General features: G+C 61.0%; 19 protein-coding genes. 10 read left to right on the top strand and 9 right to left on the bottom strand.

Annotated elements, in window-relative coordinates; genetic code table 11:
- Positions 1 to 168: 168 nt before the first annotated feature.
- Complete coding sequence (locus tag Q4481_RS04330) at positions 169 to 699, bottom strand: DUF1003 domain-containing protein (RefSeq protein WP_304375062.1); 531 nt, start codon at positions 697 to 699, stop codon at positions 169 to 171.
- A gap of 83 nt (positions 700 to 782) precedes the next feature.
- Positions 783 to 1,694, bottom strand: a complete 912-nt coding sequence (locus Q4481_RS04325) for a hydrogen peroxide-inducible genes activator (RefSeq protein ID WP_304375061.1) — start codon at positions 1,692 to 1,694, stop codon at positions 783 to 785.
- 94 nt (positions 1,695 to 1,788) lie between these two features.
- Between Q4481_RS04325 and Q4481_RS04320 the strand changes: the two genes are divergently transcribed.
- From Q4481_RS04320 to Q4481_RS04285, 8 genes are all read left to right on the top strand, one after another.
- Positions 1,789 to 2,013 (top strand): YdcH family protein, encoded by a 225-nt coding sequence (locus Q4481_RS04320; RefSeq protein ID WP_304375060.1) that lies wholly within the window; start codon positions 1,789 to 1,791, stop codon positions 2,011 to 2,013.
- Positions 2,014 to 2,196: 183 nt separating this feature from the next.
- Positions 2,197 to 3,240: a sodium-dependent bicarbonate transport family permease gene (locus Q4481_RS04315; RefSeq protein ID WP_304375059.1), complete on the top strand. Its 1,044-nt coding sequence runs from the start codon at positions 2,197 to 2,199 to the stop codon at positions 3,238 to 3,240.
- Positions 3,241 to 3,333: 93 nt separating this feature from the next.
- Positions 3,334 to 5,013, top strand: a complete 1,680-nt coding sequence (locus Q4481_RS04310; protein ID WP_304375058.1) for an NAD+ synthase — start codon at positions 3,334 to 3,336, stop codon at positions 5,011 to 5,013.
- A gap of 101 nt (positions 5,014 to 5,114) precedes the next feature.
- Complete coding sequence (locus Q4481_RS04305; protein ID WP_304375057.1) at positions 5,115 to 6,731, top strand: NTP transferase domain-containing protein; 1,617 nt, start codon at positions 5,115 to 5,117, stop codon at positions 6,729 to 6,731.
- 190 nt (positions 6,732 to 6,921) lie between these two features.
- Positions 6,922 to 9,087, top strand: a complete 2,166-nt coding sequence (locus tag Q4481_RS04300; protein WP_304375094.1) for a TonB-dependent receptor domain-containing protein — start codon at positions 6,922 to 6,924, stop codon at positions 9,085 to 9,087.
- Positions 9,088 to 9,145: 58 nt separating this feature from the next.
- The gene (locus Q4481_RS04295) at positions 9,146 to 9,466 is read left to right on the top strand and encodes a TfoX/Sxy family protein (protein ID WP_304375056.1); all 321 of its coding nucleotides are present in this window, start codon (positions 9,146 to 9,148) and stop codon (positions 9,464 to 9,466) included.
- A 56-nt stretch (positions 9,467 to 9,522) separates the two neighbouring features.
- Positions 9,523 to 11,877 carry a DUF1176 domain-containing protein gene (locus Q4481_RS04290; RefSeq protein WP_304375055.1) on the top strand — a complete coding sequence of 785 codons (2,355 nt, stop codon included), beginning with the start codon at positions 9,523 to 9,525 and terminating at the stop codon, positions 11,875 to 11,877.
- Positions 11,877 to 12,326, top strand: coding sequence for a lysozyme inhibitor LprI family protein (locus Q4481_RS04285; protein ID WP_304375054.1), 450 nt, complete (start codon positions 11,877 to 11,879; stop codon positions 12,324 to 12,326). Before Q4481_RS04290 ends, Q4481_RS04285 begins: the two co-directional genes overlap by 1 nt.
- Positions 12,327 to 12,575: 249 nt before the next feature.
- On the opposite strand, the gene Q4481_RS04280 is transcribed toward Q4481_RS04285, so the two are convergent.
- From Q4481_RS04280 to bcp, 6 genes are all read right to left on the bottom strand, one after another.
- The gene (locus Q4481_RS04280) at positions 12,576 to 13,013 is read right to left on the bottom strand and encodes an NUDIX domain-containing protein (protein WP_304375053.1); all 438 of its coding nucleotides are present in this window, start codon (positions 13,011 to 13,013) and stop codon (positions 12,576 to 12,578) included.
- 4 nt (positions 13,014 to 13,017) lie between these two features.
- A complete protein-coding gene (locus Q4481_RS04275) occupies positions 13,018 to 14,514 on the bottom strand; it encodes a DEAD/DEAH box helicase (protein WP_304375052.1) in 1,497 nt (498 codons plus the stop codon).
- Between the two features lie 143 nt (positions 14,515 to 14,657).
- Positions 14,658 to 15,272 (bottom strand): LysE family translocator, encoded by a 615-nt coding sequence (locus Q4481_RS04270; RefSeq protein WP_304375051.1) that lies wholly within the window; start codon positions 15,270 to 15,272, stop codon positions 14,658 to 14,660.
- A 63-nt stretch (positions 15,273 to 15,335) separates the two neighbouring features.
- The gene (locus tag Q4481_RS04265) at positions 15,336 to 16,649 is read right to left on the bottom strand and encodes a peptidoglycan DD-metalloendopeptidase family protein (RefSeq protein ID WP_377353287.1); all 1,314 of its coding nucleotides are present in this window, start codon (positions 16,647 to 16,649) and stop codon (positions 15,336 to 15,338) included.
- A gap of 104 nt (positions 16,650 to 16,753) precedes the next feature.
- Complete coding sequence (locus Q4481_RS04260) at positions 16,754 to 17,581, bottom strand: ferritin-like domain-containing protein (RefSeq protein ID WP_304375049.1); 828 nt, start codon at positions 17,579 to 17,581, stop codon at positions 16,754 to 16,756.
- Between the two features lie 40 nt (positions 17,582 to 17,621).
- Positions 17,622 to 18,092 carry a thioredoxin-dependent thiol peroxidase gene (gene bcp / locus Q4481_RS04255; protein ID WP_304375048.1) on the bottom strand — a complete coding sequence of 157 codons (471 nt, stop codon included), beginning with the start codon at positions 18,090 to 18,092 and terminating at the stop codon, positions 17,622 to 17,624.
- A 92-nt stretch (positions 18,093 to 18,184) separates the two neighbouring features.
- Between bcp and Q4481_RS04250 the strand changes: the two genes are divergently transcribed.
- Positions 18,185 to 21,556: a YhdP family protein gene (locus Q4481_RS04250; RefSeq protein ID WP_304375047.1), complete on the top strand. Its 3,372-nt coding sequence runs from the start codon at positions 18,185 to 18,187 to the stop codon at positions 21,554 to 21,556.
- A 405-nt stretch (positions 21,557 to 21,961) separates the two neighbouring features.
- Here Q4481_RS04250 and tyrS read toward each other — a convergent pair whose 3' ends face one another.
- Positions 21,962 to 23,215 carry a tyrosine--tRNA ligase gene (gene tyrS / locus Q4481_RS04245; protein ID WP_304375046.1) on the bottom strand — a complete coding sequence of 418 codons (1,254 nt, stop codon included), beginning with the start codon at positions 23,213 to 23,215 and terminating at the stop codon, positions 21,962 to 21,964.
- A 110-nt stretch (positions 23,216 to 23,325) separates the two neighbouring features.
- Between tyrS and Q4481_RS04240 the strand changes: the two genes are divergently transcribed.
- On the top strand, positions 23,326 to 24,447 hold the full coding sequence (locus Q4481_RS04240; protein ID WP_304375045.1) for an anhydro-N-acetylmuramic acid kinase: 1,122 nt from the start codon (positions 23,326 to 23,328) through the stop codon (positions 24,445 to 24,447).
- Positions 24,448 to 24,449 lie beyond the last annotated feature (2 nt).

The raw sequence follows: 24,449 nt of genomic DNA, 5'->3' as shown, positions 1-24,449 counted from the left end.
GCGACGCCAAACCGGGCGATTTTCACCATATCCCTTCGGGACGCGGCGGATTTTCGCTCTGAATGCGTCGAAAACCCTTTGTGGAGTTACGCTCCACGGCAGGCTTTTCTCCTGTTCAGAACCAAAATCCGTCTCGCGCCACGCCCGAAACCTGATTGAGTCTTGACCCTAAGCCAACTTGTCTTCGAGGCGCTGTTCGATTTTCGTCAATGTCTCGCGCAGGGCGCGAATTTCGGCGAGCACCTGCAAATCGATCTTCTCATGCAGGGCGAGCACTTCGATCTCGGCCTTGAGATTCACCTCATAATCCTTTGCCGCCATGAAACGGTCGCGCTCGGACTGGCGGTTCTGGCTCATCATGATGATCGGGGCCTGGATGGCGGCGAGCATCGACAGGACCAGATTGAGGAAGATGAAGGGGTAGGGGTCGAAACGATCCGCCGTCAGAAGCAGGGTGTTGGAGATGACCCAGAAGGCCAGGAATGTCAGGAAGCCGATGATGAAGGCCCAGGAGCCGCCGACACGCGCAATCGAATCCGCCAGCCGTTCACCGACAGTGGATTCGGCCATGAATTCCTGATGGGCATCGGTGGAAATCGTCTTGCGATCGCGCAGCCAGTGGATCAGCCGTCGTTCGATGGCCGTCAGCGTATCGACGGTTTTTCCGGAGGGAAGATTTTCGCGTTTTTCGGTGGTCATCGATGGCTCCTGCAATGGCGCGCCTGCCAGATCCGGAGCGCCAGCAAGCGGTTTCCGGTATCTGACCCCAAAGAGCTATCGTTTCAAGCAAGAAGATCCTGCGCGACGGTTTTGCCGAGGCTGGCCAGGCGACGGTAATGCGCTGCCCGAACGCTCTGCCGGCGCCAGAAGAAGCCGATGGTGCGGGAGCCGGACCAGTCTGCGATCGTCAGCAGCTTGACATTGCGCTCACCGGGGAACTCTGAACGAACATAGAGTTCAGGAAACAGCGACAGGCCCATCGAAATCGATACCATCTGCCGGATCGCATCGAGGCTGGTGCCTTCATAGTCCTCGACGAGGGATGCGCCGGAGGCGCGGGCCAGATCGCGCACATTCTGCAGCAAACGGTGCCCCTTGCCGAGCGTCAACAGATCCTCACGCGCCAGCGATGCCAGCGTCACCGTCTCACGTTCGGCGAGCGGGTGGTCGATCGGAACGCCGAGAAAGATCCGTTCGTCGCAAATGGCGTGAAACTCGAAGATTTCCACATCCGCAGGCATCGGTCCGAGACCGCAATCGATACTGCCATCGGCAACCTGTTCTTCCAGAAGCAAAGGTCGCTCTTCCCGGATATGGAGTTTGAGCCCGGGATAGGATGCATGCAACTCCGGCAGCAATCGCGGCAGGAAATAGGGCCCGAATGTGGGGACCGCACCGAGGCGGATGAGGCCACCAAGCGAGCCGCGGCTCGCTGAGGCCATTGCTACCATGTCATCGAGATTGTTCAGAACCTGCCGTGCTGCAGCGATGATGGAGGCGCCGGTCGGCGTGGGCGCGATCTGTCCCGGCGTGCGGTCGATCAGGGGGCAACCCAGCCGCTTTTCGAGGAGCGCGATCTGCACCGAGAGTGTGGGCTGGGAGACGTTGCAACGCTTGGCAGCCTCGCCGAAATGCCCGGTCTCTCCGAGCATGACAAGATATTCGAGCTGGCGGATCGTAGGGCGATGGGGCATGCCGATAGTTTTTAGCTATCAGTTCGATATTGTCAATGAATTTGAATAATGACCGACTCATTCGCATATTGGTGACGTCAACAAGGAGATCGACATGAACAGACTACTGAACGCGCTTCGGGCCAGACATGCGATCATGGAGACCCGGGTCTCGGAGGAACAACGGCGTCCCAAGCCGGATCCGATCCGTCTCCGCGCGCTCAAGAAAATCAAATTGCAGCTTCGCGACCAGATCGCTTCACTGGAGCGTATGGTCAGCCAGACCGCGGCACCGGTCACATCCCGCCTGCGCCCAAAGCGACAACCCGCCACGTCCTGATGGGCCCACCTGCGCCGCGCTATAACCGCCAGCCGGATGTCCGCCCCGGCTGGCGGTTTCTTGTGACGATCAGCCTCTGATCGTCCGGGACTGCAACAGGGTTATTCTCCGCTCATCGTTTCACGCATTTTCAAACGCGATCGCTGACCTCTGCGTCACGATCCTGATCTTAACGTGACCGTCATGACGCCCGTTGAAGGGGCGCATGGCGCCTTTTGCCTGGTTATTCTCATGGATCTCTATCTGTCTCTGGCGGCGCACAGCCTTTTGTCTGCGCCGGTGCTTTTCTTCGCGCTCGGTTTTCTCGCATCGCTTGCTGGCGGCCACATTGCCTTGCCGGGCGGGGTGGGCAAGATGCTGGCGCTCTATCTGATGCTGTCGATCGGCTTCAAGGGTGGTGTTTCCGTTGCCACCCATGGGCTGAATGCCGAAATGGCCTGGGCGCTGACGATCGGCATCGTGCTGTCGGCGACGATGCCGCTGATCGGCAATGCCATCCTGTCGGCCACGACCAGCCTCGGCGCCCGCGACCGGGCGGCGATCGCCGCGCATTACGGTTCGATCTCGATCGTCACTTTTGCCGCCGGCAGCGACGCGCTGGTCCGTCTCGGCATTACGTTCGACGGCGCAATGGTGGCGGTGGCCGCGGCGATGGAAGCGCCGGCGATCCTGACCGCACTCTGGCTGATCTTTCGCAGCCCGTCACCGGGTGGTGATGCGGCCGTTGCCGACAAGCGGCTCAATGCGGCGCTGCGCGATGTCGTGCTCAATGTCACGATCGTCATTCTGATCGGGGCCTTTGCCATCGGTGCCATCACCGGCGAGGCCGGGATGAAGGATCTGTCTGGCTTTATCGTCGATCCGTTCCGGGGCGCGCTCTGCCTGTTCCTGATCGATCTCGGCGCGATTGCCGGGGCGGGTCTGAAAAAGGAATGGCGGCGGATATCGCCGCTGCTTCTGGGCTTTGCCGTGCTGATGCCGCTGATCGGCGCCGCCCTCGCGCTGACTGCCTCCGCGCTTGCCGGGCTTTCCGTGGGCAATACGGCCCTGATGGTGACCCTTGCGGCGAGTGCCTCCTACATTGCCGTGCCGGCGGCGATGCGGATTGCGGTTCCGGATGCGCGTCCGGAACTCTATCTCAGCCTGTCGCTGGGGCTCACCTTTCCCTTCAATCTGCTTCTCGGGCTGCCCGTCTATGTCGGTCTGGCGCAGATGACAGGAGGGTAGGGCAACAGATAGCGCGGCGGGTGAGGGCTCGTCGCGTATCTGTTCGGCAAGCAGGCCGTTGCACTGGTCTCTGGTGCGCGCTAACAAAGGCGCATGACACAGATTAAAGACATATTCCGTATCGCCGTCGCCCAGCTTGATCCGACTGTGGGTGATGTCAAAGGCAATCTCGCCCGCGCCCGCGAGGCGCGTGCCGATGCGGCGCGTCAGGACGCCGACCTTGTGCTGATGACGGAACTGTTCATTTCCGGCTATCCGCCGGAAGACCTGGTGTTGAAGCCGGCTTTTCTCGATGCCTGCCTGGCTGCGGTCGAGAGCCTTGCGGCGGAAACGGCCGATGGCGGGCCCGGCATGATCGTCGGTTTTCCGCGCATGGGCGAGGATGGTCGCCACAATTCGGCGGCGCTTCTGGATGGCGGCAGGATCGTCGCGATCGCCGACAAGGTCGACCTGCCGAATTATGGCGAGTTCGACGAGAAGCGCGTCTTTGCCCCCGGCGGCAAGCCGAAAGCTTTCGATTTCCGCGGCATCCGCATCGGGGTGCCGATTTGCGAGGATATCTGGAACGATGCCGGCGTCTGCGAGGCTTTGCGCGACGATGGGGCGGAAATCCTGTTGCATCCCAACGGTTCGCCCTACTATCGCGGCAAGATCCATGTCCGCCATGATGTGGTGCTTCGGCAGGTGGAACTGACTGGGTTGCCGCTCGTGTTCGCCAACCAGCTCGGCGGCCAGGACGAACTGGTGTTCGACGGGGCGAGCTTTGCCTATAACGGCGATAAAAGCCCGGCATTCCAGATGGCGCAATTCGAGGAGTCCGTCGTCACCACGACCTGGAAGAAGCGCGACGGACGCTGGCAATGCGCCGAGGGGCCGAGCTCGCGGCTTCCCGACAGCGAGGAGGCGGATTATCGCGCCTGCGTTCTCGGCTTTCGCGACTATGTCAACAAGAACGGCTTCAAGAATGTCGTGCTCGGCCTGTCCGGCGGCATCGATTCGGCCATCTGTGCGGCGATTGCCGTCGATGCGCTGGGTGAGGATCGCGTCCGGACCGTGATGATGCCCTATCGCTATACGTCGAGGGAATCGCTTGTCGATGCCGAAGCCTGCGCCAAGGCGCTCGGCTGCCATTATGATATCGTGGCGATCGAGGAACCGGTTTCCGGATTCCTGTCGGCGCTCTCGGATCTGTTCGAGGGAACCGATGAGGGTATTACCGAGGAGAACCTGCAGAGCCGCGCGCGGGGCACCATCCTGATGGCGATCTCCAACAAGTTCGGCTCGATGGTCGTGACCACCGGCAACAAGAGCGAGATGTCGGTCGGCTACTGCACGCTCTATGGCGACATGAACGGCGGCTTCAACCCGATCAAGGACCTCTACAAGATGCAGGTCTATGCGCTGTCGCGCTGGCGCAATGCGCATGTGCCGCCCGGCGGGCTGGGGCCGACCGGCGAGGTCATTCCGCAGAATATCATCGACAAGGCGCCATCGGCGGAATTGAGGCCCAACCAGACCGACCAGGATTCGCTGCCGCCCTATCCGGTGCTCGACGATATTCTCGAAGGGTTGGTAGAGCAGGAACTGAGTGTCGAGGAGATCGTGGCGCGCGGCCATGATATTGCGACGGTGCACCGGGTCGAGCATCTGCTCTACATCGCCGAATACAAGCGGCGGCAATCGGCGCCGGGGGTCAAGATCACCCGCAAGAATTTTGGCCGCGACCGGCGCTACCCGATCACCAACCGTTTCCGCGACCGCAAGATGCGCTGACGGCGCAAAAATGCGTCACCTGGCTGCATCGGGATTTCGAGCGGCCAGTTTACGCACCGGCGTTGCGACGATAGGCTGCCTGTTGCGGACGGGAGGAACGGATGCAATTCGGCCATGTGACGTTGGACGAGGCTGAGGGCGCGATCCTTGGCCATGCAGTCAAGGCAGGCGACAAACGGTTGGCCAAGGGCACGCGGCTTAGCAGTGCCGACCTTGCGCTGTTGCGCGAATCCGGCGTCGGGGGTGTCATTGCGGCCCGGCTCGAACCCGGCGATTTGACCGAAGACGAGGCTGCTTCAGCTGTTTCAGTGGCGATTGCAGGCGACAACTTGCGCTTTTCACCGGCCACGACCGGTCGCGTCAATGTCTTTGCCCTTGCCAACGGCCTGTTCCGCGCCGATCGCGATTGTGTCGATCGGCTCAATCGCATCGATCCGGCCATCACGCTGGCAACGCTCGCTGACCGTTCCGACGTCAAGGCCGGCGATATGGTGGCGACGATCAAGATCATTCCGCTTGCGGTGGCCGGTGCTGCGGTCAATAAGGCGGTCGAGATCCTCGGAGGGTGCGTTCCCTTCGCTCTCAAGCCCTATTCGGCGCGGAAGGTCGGGTTGATTGCGACAGTGCTGCCGTCGCTGAAACCATCCGTGATGGACAAGACGAGGGCACTCCTCGAACGGCGCCTTTCGGCATCCGGAAGCGAGCTGACCGGCGAGGTGCGCACGGCACATACTGCCGAAGCGGTGGCCGGCGCCCTGAAGGATGCCGTCCTCAGCAATGGCATAGTGATCGTGTTCGGCGCCTCTGCCGTCACCGATTTCCGCGATGTGATTCCCGAGGCGATCCGCCTTGCGGGCGGCGAGGTCGAGCAGGTCGGCCTGCCGGTCGATCCCGGCAATCTTCTGGTTCTCGGCGAAATCAGCGGTGTGCCGGTGATCGGTGCGCCCGGTTGTGCGCGCAGTCCGAAGGAGAATGCCTTCGACTGGGTGCTGTCGCGCATTCTGGCCGGTGAGAAACCGAGCCGTTATGAACTGACCGGGTTGGGTGTCGGAGGCTTGCTGATGGAAATACCGACGCGACCGTTGCCGCGCCTTGGCGGGGATGAGAACAGGCCGGCCCGTGTCGCGACCGTGATTCTCGCCGCCGGCCAGGCGAGCCGTATGGGGGCGAGCGGCCATCACAAGCTTCTGGCCCGCTTTGGGGGCGAGCCTCTGGTCCGCCGCTCGGTTGCCGCCGTTCTCGCCTCATCGACGGATGCAGCGGTGCTCGTGACCGGTCACCGGGCCGATGCGGTGGAAACGGCAATTGCCGGGCTCGACTGTCCGATCGTGCGCAATCCCGATTTCGCGAGCGGCATGGCCTCGTCGCTGCGCACCGGACTTGCCGCCGTGCGCGACGAGGCGGATGGAATTCTGGTCATGCTTGCCGACATGCCGGGCATCACGGCGGATCATCTCGACCTGCTTTTGGACGCTTTCCGGAAAGAGAAGGGCAGGGCGATCGTTCGGGCTGTATCCGATGGCAAGCGCGGCAATCCGGTCATCCTGCCATCGAGCACATTCGAAGCGGTGGCGCGGCTCGAAGGCGATATCGGCGCGCGTCCGATCATCGAACGCAGCGGATTGCCGGTTCTCGATATCGATATCGGCCCGGCCGCGCATCTCGATACCGATACGCCCGAGGCCATTCAGGCGGCCGGCGGGGTTCTCGCCGATTGAGATGTTCCGCAGACTATCCCGTCAAATTTTCGAGAACATTTCGCCACTAACTTGACATAAATAGTCCACTTATGCAATTTCGACCGCGTGGAGCCGCAAGGTTCCGCAAGCGCCCATCATTAGCCCGCATCACATCGATGCCAGCCAGGCGGGACGATTGTCTGGAACATCGAAGGGGTTTGGCGTGGGCATGCATCGGGGTTTTGTGGCCGTGCTTCTGGCAGGGACGGCGTTTTTGGTTTCGGCTCAATCCGGCTGGGCCCAGCCCGTCGATGAAGACGAGATCGTTCTCGATGATCCGGGCGCCAGCGACACAGCCGACGATGCCGCGGCCAGCGACGGTACGACCAAACTCAAGCGCATCGTCGTCGGTGCGGATGGAACAGCCGGTGCGATTGCCGACAAGCCGGCGGCCGTCTCAGTGACGGATGCCGAGGCGATCAACGAACGTTTCGCTGGCGATCTCAACCAGGTCATGCGTTCGACGCCGGGCACCTTTACCCGCGAGGGCGCGGAACAGCCGGGCGTGGTCGTCAATGTGCGGGGCATGCAGGGCATGGGCCGCATCAACACCATGATCGATGGCGTGCCGCAGACCTTCCGCAATCTGTCCGGCCATGGCGGCTCGTTCGACAATATGGTCTATATCGATCCCAATCTTCTGGCCGGCGTCGATGTTTCGCGCGGCGCGGTGTCGGGAAGCGAAGGGCTGGGAACGCTCTCGGGAGCCGCCAACTTCCGCACGCTCGAGATCGACGACGTCTTGCTGCCGGGCACCAGTTACGGTGCGCTGCAGACGATCAAGCTCGGCACCAATGGTTATGATTTTTCGCGGCTGACGGCAGCAGGATGGAAGAACCCGATCGGCGATGAGGGTCAGATTTCGATCGTCGGCGCCATCAGCGGGTCGAATTTCTCCAACTTCAAGAATGGCGACGGGATCTGGTATCCCTATGATGCGTCGCAGGATCCGCGCTCGGGCCTGTTCAAGCTCGGCATTGCGCCCGACAGCGACCATTCGCTGACCCTCGGTGGCGTCTTCTACGACAATGCCTTTGCGGTGGAATCGGCCGGCTATGACTGGTTCATCAAGAACCAGACCTATACCGCCAAATACCGCTATACGCCCGGCAACGATCTGATCGATCTCAGCGTGAATGCCTATCTCAACAGGACCGACATTGCGATGGTCGGCCAATCCGATGGCGTCTTCAACGGTCGTGACGGGACCAATACCGGGCTTGGCTTCGACATCAACAATGTTTCGCTCGTCGATCTTTCGGCAGAGACCGAACTGAAGCTGACCTATGGCGCGGCGATCAATTCCGACGATTACATGGGCAACGACCAGCGCGGCGCCAATCCCGACGGGCGCCTGATCAAGAGCGGAGCCTTTGCCGAGGGCACCTTGACGCACGGCATGTTCGGCCTGACGACGGGCCTGCGCTATGATGCCTGGAATCTGTCCGGCATTACCGAATGGATCGAACCGGGCACCGGCGATTGCCCTGCGGGTGGCTCGATGTGCGCTGGCGAAAGCCTCGAGCGTTCGGGCGGCAAATGGAGCCCGAAGATCGGCGCCACCTTCACGCCGGCCGAATGGGTGCAGCTCTATTCCAGCTACTCCTATTCGATGCGGCCCCCGACCGCTTCGGAAATGTTCTATCCCGGCGGGCATAACTTTACCGGGACCGGCGACCCGATCTACAACAATCCCAACCTCGTGCCCGAACGCATGCAGGGGCTCGATCTCGGCGTCAATTTCAAGGGTGAAGACCTGCTGACGAGCGGCGACAAGGGGTTCGTCAAGCTCGGCTATTTCCGCAACCGGATCTCCAACTTCATCAGCTACGCAACCGATCTTTCGGACGGCGAGACCCGCTGGGTCAACCTGCCGGGCGTGACGGTGATGCAGGGGGTCGAAATCGAGGGTAGCTATGATGCGGGCTTCGCCTTCGGCCGGGTTTCCTTCACCGTTGCCGATACCGACCAGCCGCTCGGAGCCGGTGCCGGCTTCGGCAATGATGTCGGCACTTTGCCGGACGATTTCGCGACGCTCGAAGGTGGCATGCGCTTCTTCGAACAGAAGCTGACGCTCGGCGGGCGCATTCGTTATACCGGCACGTCGATGCAGGCCTATCTGAACGAAGACCTGACGATCGAGCGTGGCGCCTATACGCTCTTCGATCTCTATGGAAGCTACGATATCACCAAGAATTTCAAGCTGTTCTTTACGGTCGAGAATATTTCGAACAAGTCCTACTGGTCCGCCAATGCCGGTACGTCCGACATCTTCTCGGGCGTGACGAACGGCCGTGGCCGGACGATCATGCTGGGAGCGACCGCGCGCTTCTGAGATGCTTGACAGCGCCCCGTTCCGCCGCCGATAGTTGCGGCCGGGGCGGGGTTTTGGCATGGATAACGAAACGATCGAGGAACTTTTCCAGTCCGTCGGCAAGGTGGCGATCCGCCGCATGTTCGGCGGCAAGGGCATCTATTGCGATGGCGTGATCATCGCGCTCGTCGTTTCCGGCGACCTGATGCTCAAGGGCGATGCCCAATCCGGCCCGCTCTATGAAGAGGCGGGCGGCCGGCGCTGGACCTACAGGCGCGCCAATTCCGACAAAACAGCATCAATGCCCTACTGGACCATTCCCGAAGCGGCCTTTGACGATCCCGACGAAGCGGCGCGGTGGGCACGCATTGCCTATGAAACCGGTTTGCGCGCGAATTAAACGCCATCGTCGCACGTTCTCCCTTGGCTTGACCTCAATTGCGGATCCTCCATCCCATGCTGCGCATTCCTTCCGGCCTTCTTGCCTCGTCCCTTCTTCTGCTATCTGTTTCCACGGTGCTTGCGGAGGAGACGAAGACAGGTGTCTTTCATCCCGGCGCGAGCGTTTCCGCCCGGCTGGGATCGGCGCCCGAGGATGAAGAGGATGCCTGTTTTTCCGGCTGCGCGAGCCTGACAGGCTGCAAGGCCTATGTCATCGATAACGGAACCTGCCATTTCTACGCTGCCATTGAGGAAGGGACAGAGGGTGCCGGTGCCTATCTGCTCCATAGTTTCGACCCTGAGCTTGAGCGCCAAAACGCCTTGGCTGAATTGTCCTCCCGACTGCATGCCGATTACCTGCGCCGTGCAGAACGGTTGCGGAAGGAGGCGCCGTCGCTTTTCGACGGATCGTTTGCCGACAGTAGCGGCAGTCTCTTCAAGGCGCTCGACCAACAGAACTATGATCATGCGATCGAGCTGACCGGAGCGCTCGCCGCAACCGCTTCCGACAGCCAGTCGCAACGAACCCTGTCAGAACGGCTTCTGGTGGCTGCGTTGAATCCCGAGTTCCGGGGCAGGCCGGAAACAAGGCAGCGCCTGATCGATCAATCCGTAAGCACGGCCGTTCTTGCGGTGCTGCAATCGGTCGATGAGGTGGATCGGCGCGAAGCGCTGATGGTTCTCGCGCGAGCCCTTGCCGGAGCCGGTGATGTTTCCACAGCGGTCGCAGTCGGAGAGCGTGCAATCGAACTTGGCGCCGGTGGGGCCTTCGCCACATCGGTCGCGGGCTGGAAAGAACAGAAAGCACCGAGGCGCCTCGCGCCGGGAATCGCGATCGCGGATTCCGGCGACGATAGCCAGCTTTCCTGTGACAATGCGGGCGATTGCATTCTGACGCTGTTTTCCGGCGAGGGTGATCCCGTTCCGATCCTCGCACGGCTCGAAATCCGCCGCGATGCCGGTCCGGCTGCCTCGACCGAGGCCAAGCTTGTGGTTGCGACCTTTGAGGAGGTCGAGAGATTCTTTCCCAACCATGGCGAGGTGCCGAAGGGCATGGTTCGGCTCGATGGCGCCGGGCAGGATTTCTTTGCCGGGCTGATCTTTTATTCGCAGGCCGATGGCGACGAGATGCGGCTGTCTATCCCGACCGAACGGCTGGGGGATTTTCTGGCGGCTGTTGCGAAGAGCAAGGCACTCGAAATCATCGCCGAGGGCAAGGTTCTGGCGCGGATTCCGCTTGGCCAGGCGCAACAGTTGATGGCGCGAATGGATAGCTTGCAGGGCGTTGCCGGTTCGCCGCTGGCACTCGTTGCACCGGGGCGCGACAAGGCGCAGGCGCCGTTGCCTGCCTTGCTTCCGGACCTCGCGCTGCCGGAATTTTCGGCGCAGGCCATCAAGGGCAAGGTGCCTGCACCGGTGGCGGAGAAATGGCTCGCAGCCTGCGAGGGTGACGGCGAACTCACCGCCGATCGCCAGCCCGACCGACATGCGGAAGGCTGGGATCTCGGTGAAGGCCGGTCCTTCTGGTTGATCCAATGTTCCTCTGGCGCCTATCAGGAAAGCTATTTCCCCTTCCTGCTGTCGGCAGAGGGCGTGACGGATCTCAAGGCGGAGATGCTGGATGGCGAAGGCCGTCCATCCCCGAGCGACATGGAACTGACGATGCCTCAGGTGCGGTTCGCCAAGACGGTGACTGCGGACCTCGCGTCCGAGAACGAGGAGCAGGAGACCAAATTTGAGGGCATGCTGACCGTGGCGACCTGGGACCGCGGTCGTGGACCGGGCGACTGCGGGTCGCACGCGCTCTACGGTTTCGATGGAAACGGGCTCAAGCTCATCAGCCAAGAACGGATGCAGCTTTGCCGAGGACAACGTCCGGACTGGCCGACGGTCTGGCGGGCCAATGCGCATGCGGGTGAGGCGACAATTCCGCCGACGGCGAACGCCGATCCATCGTCGAGCGACGTGCCGCCAGACCAGAGTTCCGGCAAGACCGCCTGGCGGCTCAGCGATGTCACATTCCCGATCGGCTTTCGCGAATGCCTGGAAAATCAGGCTGGCGAGGAAGAGCCGATGCGGGCCTGCATCCGCGATGAACATGCATCCTGGGACCTGAGGCTCAACGAGGCCTACAAGCATCTGCGCCAGCAATTCATGAGTGGCGAGACAGGCGTGGTGACCAAGGATGCGGCCGAAAAACTCAAAGCGGCCCAGAAGGCCTGGATCAAGATGCGGGATGCGACCTGCGCGGCCGAGGCCGACATGTATGAAGGCGCCATGCCCTTCTACTGGCGCGATTTCTGCCTGTTGCGGGAAACCGCCTATCGTACCGATTTTCTGGAAAGCATGATCGAAGGAGGAGACAAGTGATGGCGATGTTCCGTCGATCCCTGTTGCTTGCAGGAATGCTGGTCGCAGCCGCGGGACCAGCTTTAGCCGACGAAGGCGACAACGGGTTGCTGCCGTTTCCGGTAAGTCAGGCCTTTTTCTCCGATCACTATCGCGATTGCAGCGAGGCCGGCCTGTCGAACGCGGACATGAATGCTTGCCGCGATGCGGAACTGTCTGCCTGGGACAAGCGTCTCAATGTCGCCTATAAGCGCCTGATGACGGCCGACAAGCTCGACAAGGCGGCCAAGGAGCGCCTCAAGACGGCACAAAAGGCCTGGATCGCAGATCGCGACCTCTCCTGTGAACTGCCCTATATCGCGAGCGGCGAAGGAACGATGGGCTTGGGATGGTCCGCCCATTGCACGGTCAAGGAAACGGCTCTCCGGGCCGAACGGCTCGAGGCCTGGGTCCAGTCACTCGGGCTTTAGAGCGTAGATCGACCTGATTGAATCATTCTGCGACAAGGAATTTTTGTCAGGATCAAGGGCTTTGTCGAGAGCGTACCTATAGGTACGGTCGATGACAAAGGCTGTAGAGATTGGCAAAAATTCATGTCGCCCAAAGGGTTGGCTGAAACTGGCTCTCCGCAATGTCGAGCGGCTTAGCTGTATGCGACGGCTACAGCTCGCGCCGCTCTCCTCGCGGAAAACCAGTTTGAGCCAACAGAATTGGTTCAATCAGGCCGATCTACGCTCTAGATCATCGCCGAGAGCTGCGACCGCATCATGGGCGAAGCGGGAAAGGGGTGAAGGAAGCGCATCGGCTGAAAACCAGCCGAACTCGGGCAGCTTTTCCGGCTCGGTGACGCGCGGCTCGCCTTCGATCTTGTCCGTCGTGTAGATGACAGAGATCCAGTGTTGGCGGTCGCTCTCGAAAATCTGTTCGGACAGGCAGAGAAAGCGGCATTCGGTGATCGAAAGTCCGGTTTCCTCCTCCGCTTCGCGGCGGGCCGCTGTGGCGGAATGTTCCATCACATCCACCTTGCCGCCCACGATGTTCCAGTGGCCGGGTTCGGGTGGTCGGGTTCTGCGATAGAGAAGAAGTTTGCCGTCGCGGACGATGGCAAGGCCGACCCCGAAACCGGGAAAATCGGTTCCGGGAATACCGCCGGCCACAGGCTTACTTGATACCGATGGCGGCGCTGGTCAGCATGAAGGCGGGGATATCATCGCCGAAGCCGACCGGAGTCGGGCCGTCATCCTGGTTGTTGTAGCGACGGCGGCGATCGTCATTGGCCGGACGCGGACGATCCTGATGGCCATAATCCTTCTTGGCGGTATTGTTCTTGCCCATCGTATCCTTGGCCCCGTTGGTATCCTTATTGACTGCGGCGACAGTATCCGCGGATTCGGTGACAGGATTGTGACCTGCCGCCGCTTCCTTGCGGCCACCATTCCTGTCCTTGCCGCCACGGCGATCCTTCGAGCGGGAATCGCGACGACCTGAAGAGGTGTCTTCCTTCTCCTCGCGCGCAGGCAGGTTGGTCAGATCGCCATTGTGCCATCCAATGGACTGGCCAGTCAGCTTCTCGATCGCGTCGAGATGCTTGCTGTCCTTTTTTGTCACGATCATGAAGGTGGAGCCCAGACGACCGGCGCGACCGGTGCGGCCGATACGGTGCACATAGTCTTCCGCATGAATCGGGACATCGAAATTGAAGACATGGCTGACATCGGGAATGTCGAGACCGCGGGCGGCCACGTCTGAGGCGACGAGGATCTTGAGATTGCCGTCGCGGAAATTCTGCAGCATCGTGGTGCGCGAGCGCTGGTCCATGTCGCCATGGAGCGCGCCGACCTCGAACCCGTGCCGTTCAAGCGAACGGAACAGATCGGCGACATCCTTCTTGCGATTGCAGAAGATGATAGCGTTCTTGATATCGGCTTCGACTTCCCGCAACAGATCACGCAGGACCGCACGCTTTTCCCAGTCGATCGCGTGGCTTGCGACCAGACGCTGGGTGACCGTCGTGGCCGTCGAGGACGGTTTGGCGACTTCGATGCGCTCGGGATTCTGCAGGAAGGTATCGGCCAGCTTCTGGATTTCCGGCGGCATGGTGGCCGAGAAGAACAGGGTCTGGCGGGTGAAGGGAATCATCTTGGCGATGCGCTCGATATCGGGAATGAAGCCCATGTCGAGCATGCGGTCGGCTTCGTCGATCACGAGGATCTCGACACCGGTCATCAACAATTTGCCGCGTTCGCAATGATCGAGTAGGCGACCGGGCGTGGCGATCAGCACATCGGCGCCGCGTTCGAGCTTGCGGTTCTGATCGTCGAAGGAGACACCGCCGATGAGAAGCGCGACTGTCAGCTTGTGGTTCTTGCCGTATTTCTCGAAGTTTTCCGCCACCTGGGCCGCAAGTTCGCGGGTCGGCTCGAGGATCAGCGTGCGCGGCATGCGGGCGCGGGCACGGCCTTTTTCGAGCAAAGTCAGCATCGGCAGGACGAAGGAAGCGGTCTTTCCGGTCCCCGTCTGGGCAATGCCGAGAATGTCACGACGCTGCAGGGCTGGGGGGATTGCACCAGCCTGGATCGGTGTCGGGGTCGTATAACCCGCATCGGCAACGGCAGAGGTGACTTTCTGGCTCAGGCCAAGATCTTCAAAAGTGGTCAAGGAAAAGGCTTTTCCGGTTTGCTTCAGTTGCAGGGGACTCGGCGCGATGTTTCCGGGCGCCACGGTTGGCCTGCACTTAATCGTTAACGGCCGTGAAGTCAAGGAAATCACGGCATTGCGGTAAATTGACGATTGAAACGATTTTAACGGGCCGCAAGGGCGGCCGCGCCGGTTCCGATCATCACTGTTCCGGAAAGGCGATTGACGCGCCGGCGGATGCGGGGCGAAGTGAGGAGATTCTGGCTCCGGAGAGCGATCCAGACATGGCCGCCGATGACGATGGTTTCGACCAGCATGATGACCACTGCAAGCTCGAACGCGCCTTCCAGGCCAATCGCCGAACCGGCGATGTTGGGCAAGAGGGCGATATAGAAAAGCGGCATCTTGGGATTGCCGAGATTGAGCGCAATTCCTGTGACATAGGCGGAAAGGAAGCCGGCACGCATCGCAGGCTTTCGTTCGGCGACCGGCTCGACCGGGGCTGTCCACAACCGGATCCCGGTCCAGATCAGCCAGATGGCGCCGCCATAGCGCAGAACGGTCATGACCACGCCCATCTCCTGGGCGAGAACGGACAGGCCGAAGGCCGCAAGCGCCAGAAAGAACAGGATGCCCGTGACGGTTCCAAGGCCATAGGCGATACCCGAAAGCGCGCCATGGCTGAGGGTGCGCGCGATGATCGTCATATTGTCAGGGCCGGGGCTGGCAGCGAAGACAAAGAAGGCGAGGGCGAAAGTCAGAAGCGTTGCCAGATCCATGCGAGTCTCCCCGATTGCACCCGGCTAGAGTGGCAGGCACAGGGATACGTTGCAACGGCAGTGTCAGCGGATAATGGACTCGAGCTTCATGCCGGCATTGAGAAAGCGCATCGGATCGACGGCCTGGCCGTTGCGACGGACTTCGTAATGCAGATGCGGACCGGTGGAACGACCGGTGGAACCCGAAAGTGCGATATCTTCGCCTTCCTCGACCCTGTCGCCCTTCCGGACCAGAATTTTCGACAGATGGCCGAAACGGGTGGTGATGCCGTTGCCATGATCAATCTCGACCATGTTTCCGTAACCACCGGCAGGACCTGCGGCAATCACTGTGCCAGCACCGGGCGCGACAATGGCGGTGCCGACGGGCTGACGGAAATCGATGCCCGCATGCATGGCAAGACGCTTGAAGAAGGGATCGAGGCGATTGCCGAAGGTCGAGGTGATGGTTTTTCCCGGCGCGGGATTGCCGAAGGGAAGCTTGCGGGCAAAGCGCGTCATCGATTCGAGCCGGTCGAGCGCGACGTCGAGGCCGGTGATCGTGCTTTCGAATTCGGCAGCGGTTTCCGGTTCGACAAACGGACCGCCGATATCGCTGCCGTCATTGACGGCGTTTTCATCGACGGGGATGCGGTCCGGCACGGTGACGCCGGTGTTCTTGAGGATGCGGCCGATCTTGTCGGACCGTTCCGATGCATCTGCGGTCAGCGACTGCAGATGGGCGAGCTGACGGCGTTCGATTTCCTTGAGCGACAGGGTCACCTTGGAAAAGAGCCGGTCCGCACGATCGGCGATGTTGCCGTCCGTCGGCATGAAGCCCAAGGCGCGCGTCCTGGGGGAGGCGGTTTCGTTGGTCGCGACCTTCTTGCCAAGCAATGTGTCGAATGCGCCGATGGGCGAAAGCGAGGCATGGTCTTCCGGCTTCTGTTCGTCAATCTCGACCGGCTCGGGTGCGATCGATGTGTCGAGACCGGAATTTTCGGCCCGCTCGAGTACCGTGCCTAGCTTGCCCTGGCGGTTCGTGAGCGCCATCTGCTGTTCGAGAAGCTTTTCGACCTTGTCCTCGACCACCTGCTGGTCGAGCAACTGGCGCGAAGTGATGCGATCGACCTGGGCCCTGAGGGCTGTGATACGGTCTTCGTATTCGGACTGCATGCGGGCCTGGCGGGCCATCGAGGCACCGATCAGGTCATCGCGCAGCACGAGATAGGCGGTTGCCGTAAGGTAACCGACCGAAAAGAGGCTGATGATGCCCACGGCAAGCGCCGTCATCCAGGGGCGGATCGTCATATGGCGGACGTCATCGCCGCGCGCCAGAACCAGGACGTAGGGTTCCTTCGTTTGCCCGAACATGCCCGATTGCCTGACCCTGGCCACCTGCCACTCCCTTACCGTTCGCTGGCTGACGCGAATCCCGGCAGGATTTCGCTTGCCCGCGATTACAAACCATTAAGGTTAACAAATGGTCTATTCGGTGGATTTCAGGCGCTGGAGAGTGAACTCAGGGCGCGATAGAAGCTCGGTGTCAGACCGGCGGCTGCGCGAGCGAGATCATTGAAGGGCGGTTTCGTTCCGCCACGGAAATTGGTGCGTACGAGGTCCTGATAGGCCTGGGCCGGGTCGCGCTTTTCGCGCGCGCAGAGGAAGCGAAACCATTTGGCGCCGATCGCGACATGGCCTTTCTCATCCTCATAGATGATGCTGAAAATGTCGGCACTTTCGTGATCGCCCAGTTCGCGCAGCTTGTCGCGCATCGATGGGGTGACATCGAGCCCGCGCGCCTCGAGGATGAGCGGGACGACGGCCAGCCGTGCCGTGAGGCTGTTGCGTGTCGAATGCGCGGCCTGCCACAGTCCGTCATGGGCGGGCAGGGCGCCGTAATCCGAGCCGAGCGAGCGAAGCCGGTCGCGCACCAGCATGAAATGCTTGGCCTCTTCGAAAGCCACCTGCATCCAGCCATCGAAGAAGGAGCGCGGTACCGGCTGATCGGCAAAGCGCGCCACGATATCGAGTGCCAGATCCACGGCGTTCAGTTCGATATGGCAGATGGCATGCAGAAGCGCGATACGACCATGCTCACTGTGTAGCGACCGCTTCTTCATCTGGTTGGGTGGTACGAGCAGCGGTTTTTCAGGCCGACCCGGTCGCTCCGGTACAGAAGGATCAAGTGGTGTCCGAAGCGACAGGCACCGTTCATTCCAGAGCTTGTAGGTGCGTCGCGTCAGGGCGATCTTGCGGTCGAGATCGGCCTCCGATACAGCCATGACGGCTCCAGCCCGGAGGCTTTCGATCTCGACTTCTTCAATCATGTGAATCGCTTGCGACGCTTTGTTGCTATTCCGATTCCTCTTATTGAAGCGCCTTGACAGCTTCAAGCACCTCGGCGGCATGGCCTTCCGGTTTTACCTTGCGCCAGATGGCGGCGACACGGCCGGTTTCGTCGATCATGACGGTGGAGCGTTCGACGCCCATATATTTGCGCCCATACATGCTTTTCTCGACCCAGACACCGTAGGCCGAGAGAATCTGCGATGTCGTATCGGATGCCAGGATGAGGTTGAGCGCATGTTTCTTGCAGAAACTGTCATGCTTGCGCGCCGTATCCGGCGACATGCCGATCACCACGGCGCCAGCCTTGTCAAAGGCATCGGCAAGCGCAGAAAATTCCTGCGCTTCCAAGGTGCAGCCGGGTGTGTCATCCTTCGGGTAGAAATAAAGGACGACCTTGCGGCCGGCATAGGCGGAAAGTGAAATGTTGGAGCCGCCGTTGCCTGGCAGCGTGAAATTGGGAGCAGTATCGCCAATGGCAAGTTCAGTCATGTTGCATTCATCTTTCCTGAAGGAATAACTGCGGTCGAAAACCGGAATCACCGGCATCCCTGTTACGCGCGAGATCGCAAAAGGTTCATTACGTGAAGGACATTCGTGGAGAAAAAGTGGTTTTCGGCAAGGGCGACTTCCGCTCGCTCGATGCCATGCCCTCTGCCACTGCACCGGATGCGGTCATTCTTCACACCCCGCGGCGCAACTGGCCTCGTCGGCTCGCCAAATTGTTCCTGCTGCTCTTCCTGTTCGTCGGCATTGCTGTGGGAGGCCTGTTTGTCACGCTGGAGCGCGGCCTTCTGGATGCAACGCTGACGACGGAAGCGGAAAGCACGCTCCGCCAAAATCTCGGCGACGATTTCGATGCGAAGGTTGGTGCCGTGCGTCTGCGCTTCCTGCGTAACTGGATGCTGGGGCTTGAGGCGCAAGACGTTCGCGTCGAACACAAGTCGAGTGGCATCCGGGCGTTCGAGGCCGATTCGATCCGCACGGTTCTTGATCCAGTTGCCCTTCTCAGGGGCAAGGTCGTCGTGGCGATCGCCGAAATCGGCCGGGCGCAGGGTAATCTGACGTTCCTGCCGAAGGGAGCCGGGATCGATCCGAGGCTGATCCGGGTCGATGCCGTTCCCGCCTGGCTGGACACTGCCTATCCGGTTCTAGAACGGTTTGCTGATCTACTCGTATCGAGCGGTACCGAAACGATCAGCGCCAGCGAACTGACGCTGAGGCTACCGGGGCTGGAGCAGAAGCCGCTCAGCCTGTTCGGGGCCCGTTTTTCGGGCGCTGATGAAAATCGCCTGTCGCTGGCGGCTGGCTTTCGTGCCGGCAAACTGGCTCCGGTGGTCAATGCCGCGATTTCGCGCGATGCCAATGGTGTGACCGGTTTCGTTCTCGATGTCCGCGGTCTGGCGACCGAACCATTCCTGTTCAAATATTCCAAAAAGAATGGCGAGCCGCGCTATGGGCTCGACGGATCGCTGCATGTGCGGCTGACGAGCGAACGCGGCCGGGCGCTGCTCGTCAATGCCGATATGGCCAATGGTCGCTTCGTGGCCGATGGCGATACCCAGCCGGTGCAATCCCTCAAGGCGATCGCTGTCTATGACTTCGACCGCAAGAAGATCGAGATCAGCGACGGGCTGATCGATCTCGGCGATACGGTCGTGCCCTTCGAAGGGGCGCTGATCGATCTGAAAGCAGATAGCGCAAGCGACGACCATGGCTACGCTTTCGAGGTCGTCGCCAATGATGGCATGGCGCGTTCGGAATATTCAGGCGAGCCGGCAGAGGGGTTCAATGGCGCCGCTTCCGGTTTCTTCAAACCAGCGACACGCGAACTGCAACTCGACCGGCTGGGCGTGATCACGGCATCGGGAACCTTCAACTCGTTCCTCAATGTCCGTTTCGTGGAACCATCTCCGGCGGTGGTCTTCACCGCACGAACCGACAGGCTGTCGGTGCGATCGGTCAAGCAGCTCTGGCCGTTCTGGTTTGGTAAGAAAGCCCGCAAATGGGTCGAAGAGAACATAACGGGCGGCGAGATTTCGAACGGTGTCATCGACATTTCGTTGGCTGCCGGCCGTATTCCCGAACATCCCGAGCCGCTTGTGTTCCGCGAAGGCGAATTGAAGATCGCTTTCGACGCCAAGGATGCCGAATTGCGCTACCATCCCGATCTGCCGGTGTCGTCGCCGACGGCCGGCCATTTCGAGATGCAGGACCGGCAAGTTGCCGTGCGGATCGATTCCGGGACGATGCGGCTTGACAGCGGGCAGGTGCTCACGGGAAGTGCCGGCGAATTTACGATCGATGATATTTCGAAGAAACCGCTGATGGGGCATCTCGATCTCGGCGTCGCCGGACCTGCCCGGGGCGCGATCGACTTCGTCGGCCTGAAGCCCTTTGCCTCGATGGCCCGGCTGCCATTTGCGGCCGCCGATATTTCCGGCGCCTTCAAAGGACGGGTGACGGCGACATTCGGTCTCGACAAGGTGGATCATCCGCCCAAGCCGGTCTGGAATGCCGCTCTGAAGCTCAGCGATGTCAGCCTCGCCAAACCTTTCGAAGGACGCAAGTTCAGCAATTTCGACGGTGAGCTGACAGCCGATGGCAAGGCGGTGACGCTCGATGGCCGTGCCGATATCGACGGGGCCAGCCTCGAAGTCGCGGTCAAGGAGCCGCTTGGCGCCGACAACAAGGATGGCCGGTCCTGGAAGGTTTCCGGCACGCTCGACGAGAGCGAGTTGCTCAAGATCGTGCCGTCCCTCAAGGGCATTGTGTCCGGCAAGGTGAAGGTCGAACTCGAACAGGTGAAGAAGGGCATACAAAAGGTCGAGGCCCAGCTCCACGGTGCGAGCGTCTCGGTGCCGATGATCGGCTGGCGCAAGGGGCCCGGCGTTCCGGCCAAGGTGAGTTTCACCATGGATACGAAGGATGGCCAGGCGAGGCTCGACGATTTCGCATTGCAGGGTGACGGATTCGGCGCGCGCGGCAACCTGACGCTTGACACGAAGGGGCTTGTTTCGGCTCGGTTCGAGCGCGTGAAACTGTCGGCAGCCGACAATTTCTCCGTCAGCGTGACGCGCAAGAGTGGCGGCAATGCGATCGAAGTGTCCGGCGCCTCGGTGGATGCACGACCCTTTCTCGATCTCGTCAAGGTTTCCGCGCCCAAGGAAGGCGGGACGAAGGATCTCTCGAACAACAGCATCCATGTCGCCGTCAAGCAGGCGCAGGGTTATAACCAGCAGAGCCTGCAGACGGTTGACCTAAGGCTTCAGACCGTCGATGGCCGCATGACCTCGGTCAAGCTGAGTGCGGTGACGGAGAGCGGCCAGGCCCTGATCATCAATCGTGACCGGGCGAATGGCGTCATGGAAATCACGAGCGGCGATGCGGGTGCTGTGGCGCGGTTTGCCGATCTCTATCGCAACATGAATGGCGGCCTGCTCAACATCAAGCTCAAGGCGACCGGTCCGGACAGCTGGCGCGGCAATATCGATATCCGCAATTTCGCGCTGATCAACGAGACGCGGTTGAAATCGATCGTTTCGGCGCGGACCGGCGAAGACGGGCGCAGCCTTTCGGATGCGGTGAAGGCTGATATCGATACGAGTTCGCAGAAGTTCCGGCGCGGTTTCGCCCGGCTGACGCTCGACCGCGGGCGGATGGAGGTCGAAAACGGCGTCGTGCGTGGCGATCAGGTGGGCGCGACCTTCCAGGGAACCGTGCGTGACGCTTCGGGCCATATGAACCTTACCGGCACCTTCATGCCTGCCTACGGGCTCAACCGTCTGTTTGCCGAACTGCCGCTGATCGGCGTCATTCTCGGCAATGGCCGCGATCGTGGCCTGCTCGGCATCACCTTCCGCCTCGAAGGTCCCTACCAGCAGCCGAAACTGACGGTAAACCCGCTGTCCCTGATCGCGCCCGGCGTGTTCCGCTCAATCTTCGAATTCGAATAGGTCCCGCATCCTTTCCCGGTCGTCATCCTTGGTCCGCCAGGCAATGAAGGTTGCGGGTGAATTCGGCGGCAGCAGATGGTCGGGACAAGCCCGACCATGACGAAGAGGGGGGCGCCCGACCGCGACGGAAAGGATGCGTCCACCATGACGGAAAGGGGCGCCCGATCACGACAGAGGCTGAGACCTCTCGACCGTCATCCTTGGCCCTGTGCCGAGGATCTGCCTTGGCCTGCCAGGCAATGGAGGTTGCGGGTGAATTCGGCGGCAGCAGATGGTCGGGACAAGCCCGACCATGACGGCGGTTGGTAAGCCCGACAATGACGGATGTCGGTGATGCGTATTCGCAAAAAACGAAAGCCGCGACGGAGAGCGTCGCGGCTTTGATTGAACGTCATTTATCTGGGATCAGACCGGCTTGACGAGCACGTGCTTCTTCTTGCCGAGCGACAGTTTGATCACGCCGCCATCTTTCACTTCGCCCGAACCGATGACGGTCTTCTCATCGGAAACTGCCACATCGTTGATGCGGACGGCGCCGCCCTGGACATGCCGGCGGGCTTCGCCGTTCGAAGCGGCAAGGCCTGCCTTGACGAAGAGTGCCAGGAGTCCGATGCCGGCCTCGATCTCCGAAGTTGCGATTTCGACCGTCGGCAGGTTGGAATCGAGCGCGCCTTCCTCGAACACCTTGCGGGCGGTCTCTGCTGCCTGTTCGGCAGCGGCGCGGCCATGCAGGATGGCGGTGACTTCGGTCGCCAGAATCTTCTTGACCTCGTTGATCTCGGAGCCGGCGAGCGCCGACAACCGCGCGATCTCGTCCATCGGCAGTGTCGTATAAAGTTTCAGGAAGCGCGCGACGTCGGCATCCTCGGTGTTGCGCCAATACTGCCAGAAATCGTAGGCCGAGAGCATGTCGGCATTGAGCCAGACGGCTCCTGACAGCGACTTGCCCATCTTGGCACCGGAAGCGGTGGTCAGAAGTGGCGAGGTCAGCGCATAGAGCTGCGGCGTGCCCATGCGGTGGCCGAGATCGATGCCGTTGACGATGTTGCCCCACTGGTCGGAACCGCCCATCTGCAGGCGGCAATCGTAGCGCTTGTTGAGCTCGACGAAATCGTAGGCCTGCAGGATCATGTAGTTGAATTCGAGGAAGGACAGCGACTGTTCCCGGTCGATACGCGTCTTGACGCTGTCGAAGGACAGCATGCGGTTGACCGAGAAATGGCGGCCGACATCACGCAGGAATTCGAGATAGTTGATCTTGGTCAGCCATTCGCCGTTGTTGACCATTAGCGCATCGCGCGGGCCTTCGCCATAGGTGAGGTAATTGGCAAAGCAGCGCTTGATCGAGGCGATGTTGTCCTCGATCGTCTGCACCGTCATCAGCTGGCGCGCCTCGTCCTTGAAGGACGGATCGCCGACCATGCCGGTGCCGCCGCCCATCAGCGAGATCGGCCGGTGGCCGGTCTTCTGGAACCAGTGCAGCATCATGATCTGGATCAGCGAACCGGCATGCAGCGACGGCGCCGTCGGATCATAGCCGATATAGGCGGTGACGATTTCCTTGTTCAGCAGATCGTCAAGGCCAGTCTCGTCGGAGATCTGGTGAATGAAGCCGCGCTCGGACAGCGTGTGGAGGAATTCGGACTTGAACTTGGACATGGCTCATCGCTTTGTGCTTGGTTTGGCCGCGGCTTTACCAAAGTTTTTTGCAAGATGCACCTGTTTCGGCCATGAATGTTGCTCATGCGATTCATTCACGGAAGACCAATATGGCCGCGCGGCAACTGAAAACGGCAATCGGGCTGATGAGCGGCACCTCGATGGACGGGATCGACCTGGCGCTCGTGAAGACCGACGGGGTTGCAGTGGTCGAGCGTGGTCCAGCCCTCGAGATCGCCTACGATCCCGCTTTCCGCCGCCAGTTGATCGAGGCGCTGGAGCTCGCAAAGAGAATCGAAAGTCGCGACCAACGTCCGGAAAACCTTGGCGAAATCGAACGTGAATTGACTCTGCGGCATGCCGCAGCGGTAGAGATGTTCCTGAAGCGATTCAATCTTGATGCCAAAGATGTTGATTTCATTGGCTTTCACGGCCAGACGGTGCTGCATCGACCAAGGCAGGCGCTGACGGTTCAGATCGGCGACGGGCCGCTTCTGGCGCGCAGGACCGGGATCCGCGTGATCTATGACATGCGGGCAAACGACATGCGCCATGGCGGGCAGGGGGCGCCGCTGGTGCCTGCCTATCATGCAGCACTTGCCGCCGGGCTCGCGGGGTATCAGGGCCGCAATGTCATGCTCGTCAATATCGGCGGCATCTCGAACCTTACGTTCATTGGTGCGGATGGCGAAATCGTCGCTTTCGACAGCGGGCCGGGCAACACGCTGATCGATCAATGGGTGGAGGCGGAAGCCGGCATTCCTTTCGATCAGGGCGGGGCGATTGCCTCGGAAGGCGTGGTGCAAGCCGAACTGCTCGCCCGTTATCTCGACCAGAGGTTCTTTACCGCCGACGAACGGATCTCGCTCGACCGCAACGATTTCCTGCCGCCGAAACCGGGCGACCTTGGCCTGCATGACGGCGCCCGCACGCTGGCGCGGCTGACAGCGGAAGCCATCCGTCTTTCTATGCGGCATCTGCCGGCAAAGCCCGATCTGGTGATCGTCTGCGGTGGCGGTCGTCTGAACCGTACGATCATGGCGGATCTTTCCGACGTGCTGGCGCCGGCCCGGGTGGAGCCCGCCGAGCAGTTCGGCTTCAATGGCGGCTCGATGGAGGCCGAAGCCTGGGCCTATCTCGCCGTGCGGGCAAGCCTCGGCCTGCCTCTGACCTTTCCGGGCACGACGGGCGTGCTGGCGCCGGTCTCGGGCGGCGTTCTTGCGCTGCCCTGATT

The sequence above is a fragment of the Fluviirhizobium alvei genome (assembly GCF_030551875.1).
GTDB lineage: Bacteria > Pseudomonadota > Alphaproteobacteria > Rhizobiales > Rhizobiaceae > Rhizobium_E > Rhizobium_E alvei.
The sequence above is the reverse complement of the archived record's forward strand: the minus strand, read 5'-3'. Positions and strand labels throughout refer to the sequence as shown.

Coding starts and splice junctions, on each gene's coding strand:
- Q4481_RS04310 (WP_304375058.1), top strand. CDS start 3,334: ATGACACAGATTAAAGACATATTCCGTATCGCCGTCGCCCAGCTTGAT.
- Q4481_RS04260 (WP_304375049.1), bottom strand. CDS start 17,581: ATGATTGAAGAAGTCGAGATCGAAAGCCTCCGGGCTGGAGCCGTCATG.
- Q4481_RS04270 (WP_304375051.1), bottom strand. CDS start 15,272: ATGGATCTGGCAACGCTTCTGACTTTCGCCCTCGCCTTCTTTGTCTTC.
- Q4481_RS04305 (WP_304375057.1), top strand. CDS start 5,115: ATGCAATTCGGCCATGTGACGTTGGACGAGGCTGAGGGCGCGATCCTT.
- Q4481_RS04320 (WP_304375060.1), top strand. CDS start 1,789: ATGAACAGACTACTGAACGCGCTTCGGGCCAGACATGCGATCATGGAG.
- Q4481_RS04300 (WP_304375094.1), top strand. CDS start 6,922: ATGCATCGGGGTTTTGTGGCCGTGCTTCTGGCAGGGACGGCGTTTTTG.
- Q4481_RS04325 (WP_304375061.1), bottom strand. CDS start 1,694: ATGCCCCATCGCCCTACGATCCGCCAGCTCGAATATCTTGTCATGCTC.
- Q4481_RS04330 (WP_304375062.1), bottom strand. CDS start 699: ATGACCACCGAAAAACGCGAAAATCTTCCCTCCGGAAAAACCGTCGAT.
- Q4481_RS04315 (WP_304375059.1), top strand. CDS start 2,197: ATGACGCCCGTTGAAGGGGCGCATGGCGCCTTTTGCCTGGTTATTCTC.
- bcp (WP_304375048.1), bottom strand. CDS start 18,092: ATGACTGAACTTGCCATTGGCGATACTGCTCCCAATTTCACGCTGCCA.
- Q4481_RS04295 (WP_304375056.1), top strand. CDS start 9,146: ATGGATAACGAAACGATCGAGGAACTTTTCCAGTCCGTCGGCAAGGTG.
- Q4481_RS04240 (WP_304375045.1), top strand. CDS start 23,326: ATGGCCGCGCGGCAACTGAAAACGGCAATCGGGCTGATGAGCGGCACC.
- Q4481_RS04285 (WP_304375054.1), top strand. CDS start 11,877: ATGGCGATGTTCCGTCGATCCCTGTTGCTTGCAGGAATGCTGGTCGCA.
- Q4481_RS04290 (WP_304375055.1), top strand. CDS start 9,523: ATGCTGCGCATTCCTTCCGGCCTTCTTGCCTCGTCCCTTCTTCTGCTA.
- tyrS (WP_304375046.1), bottom strand. CDS start 23,215: ATGTCCAAGTTCAAGTCCGAATTCCTCCACACGCTGTCCGAGCGCGGC.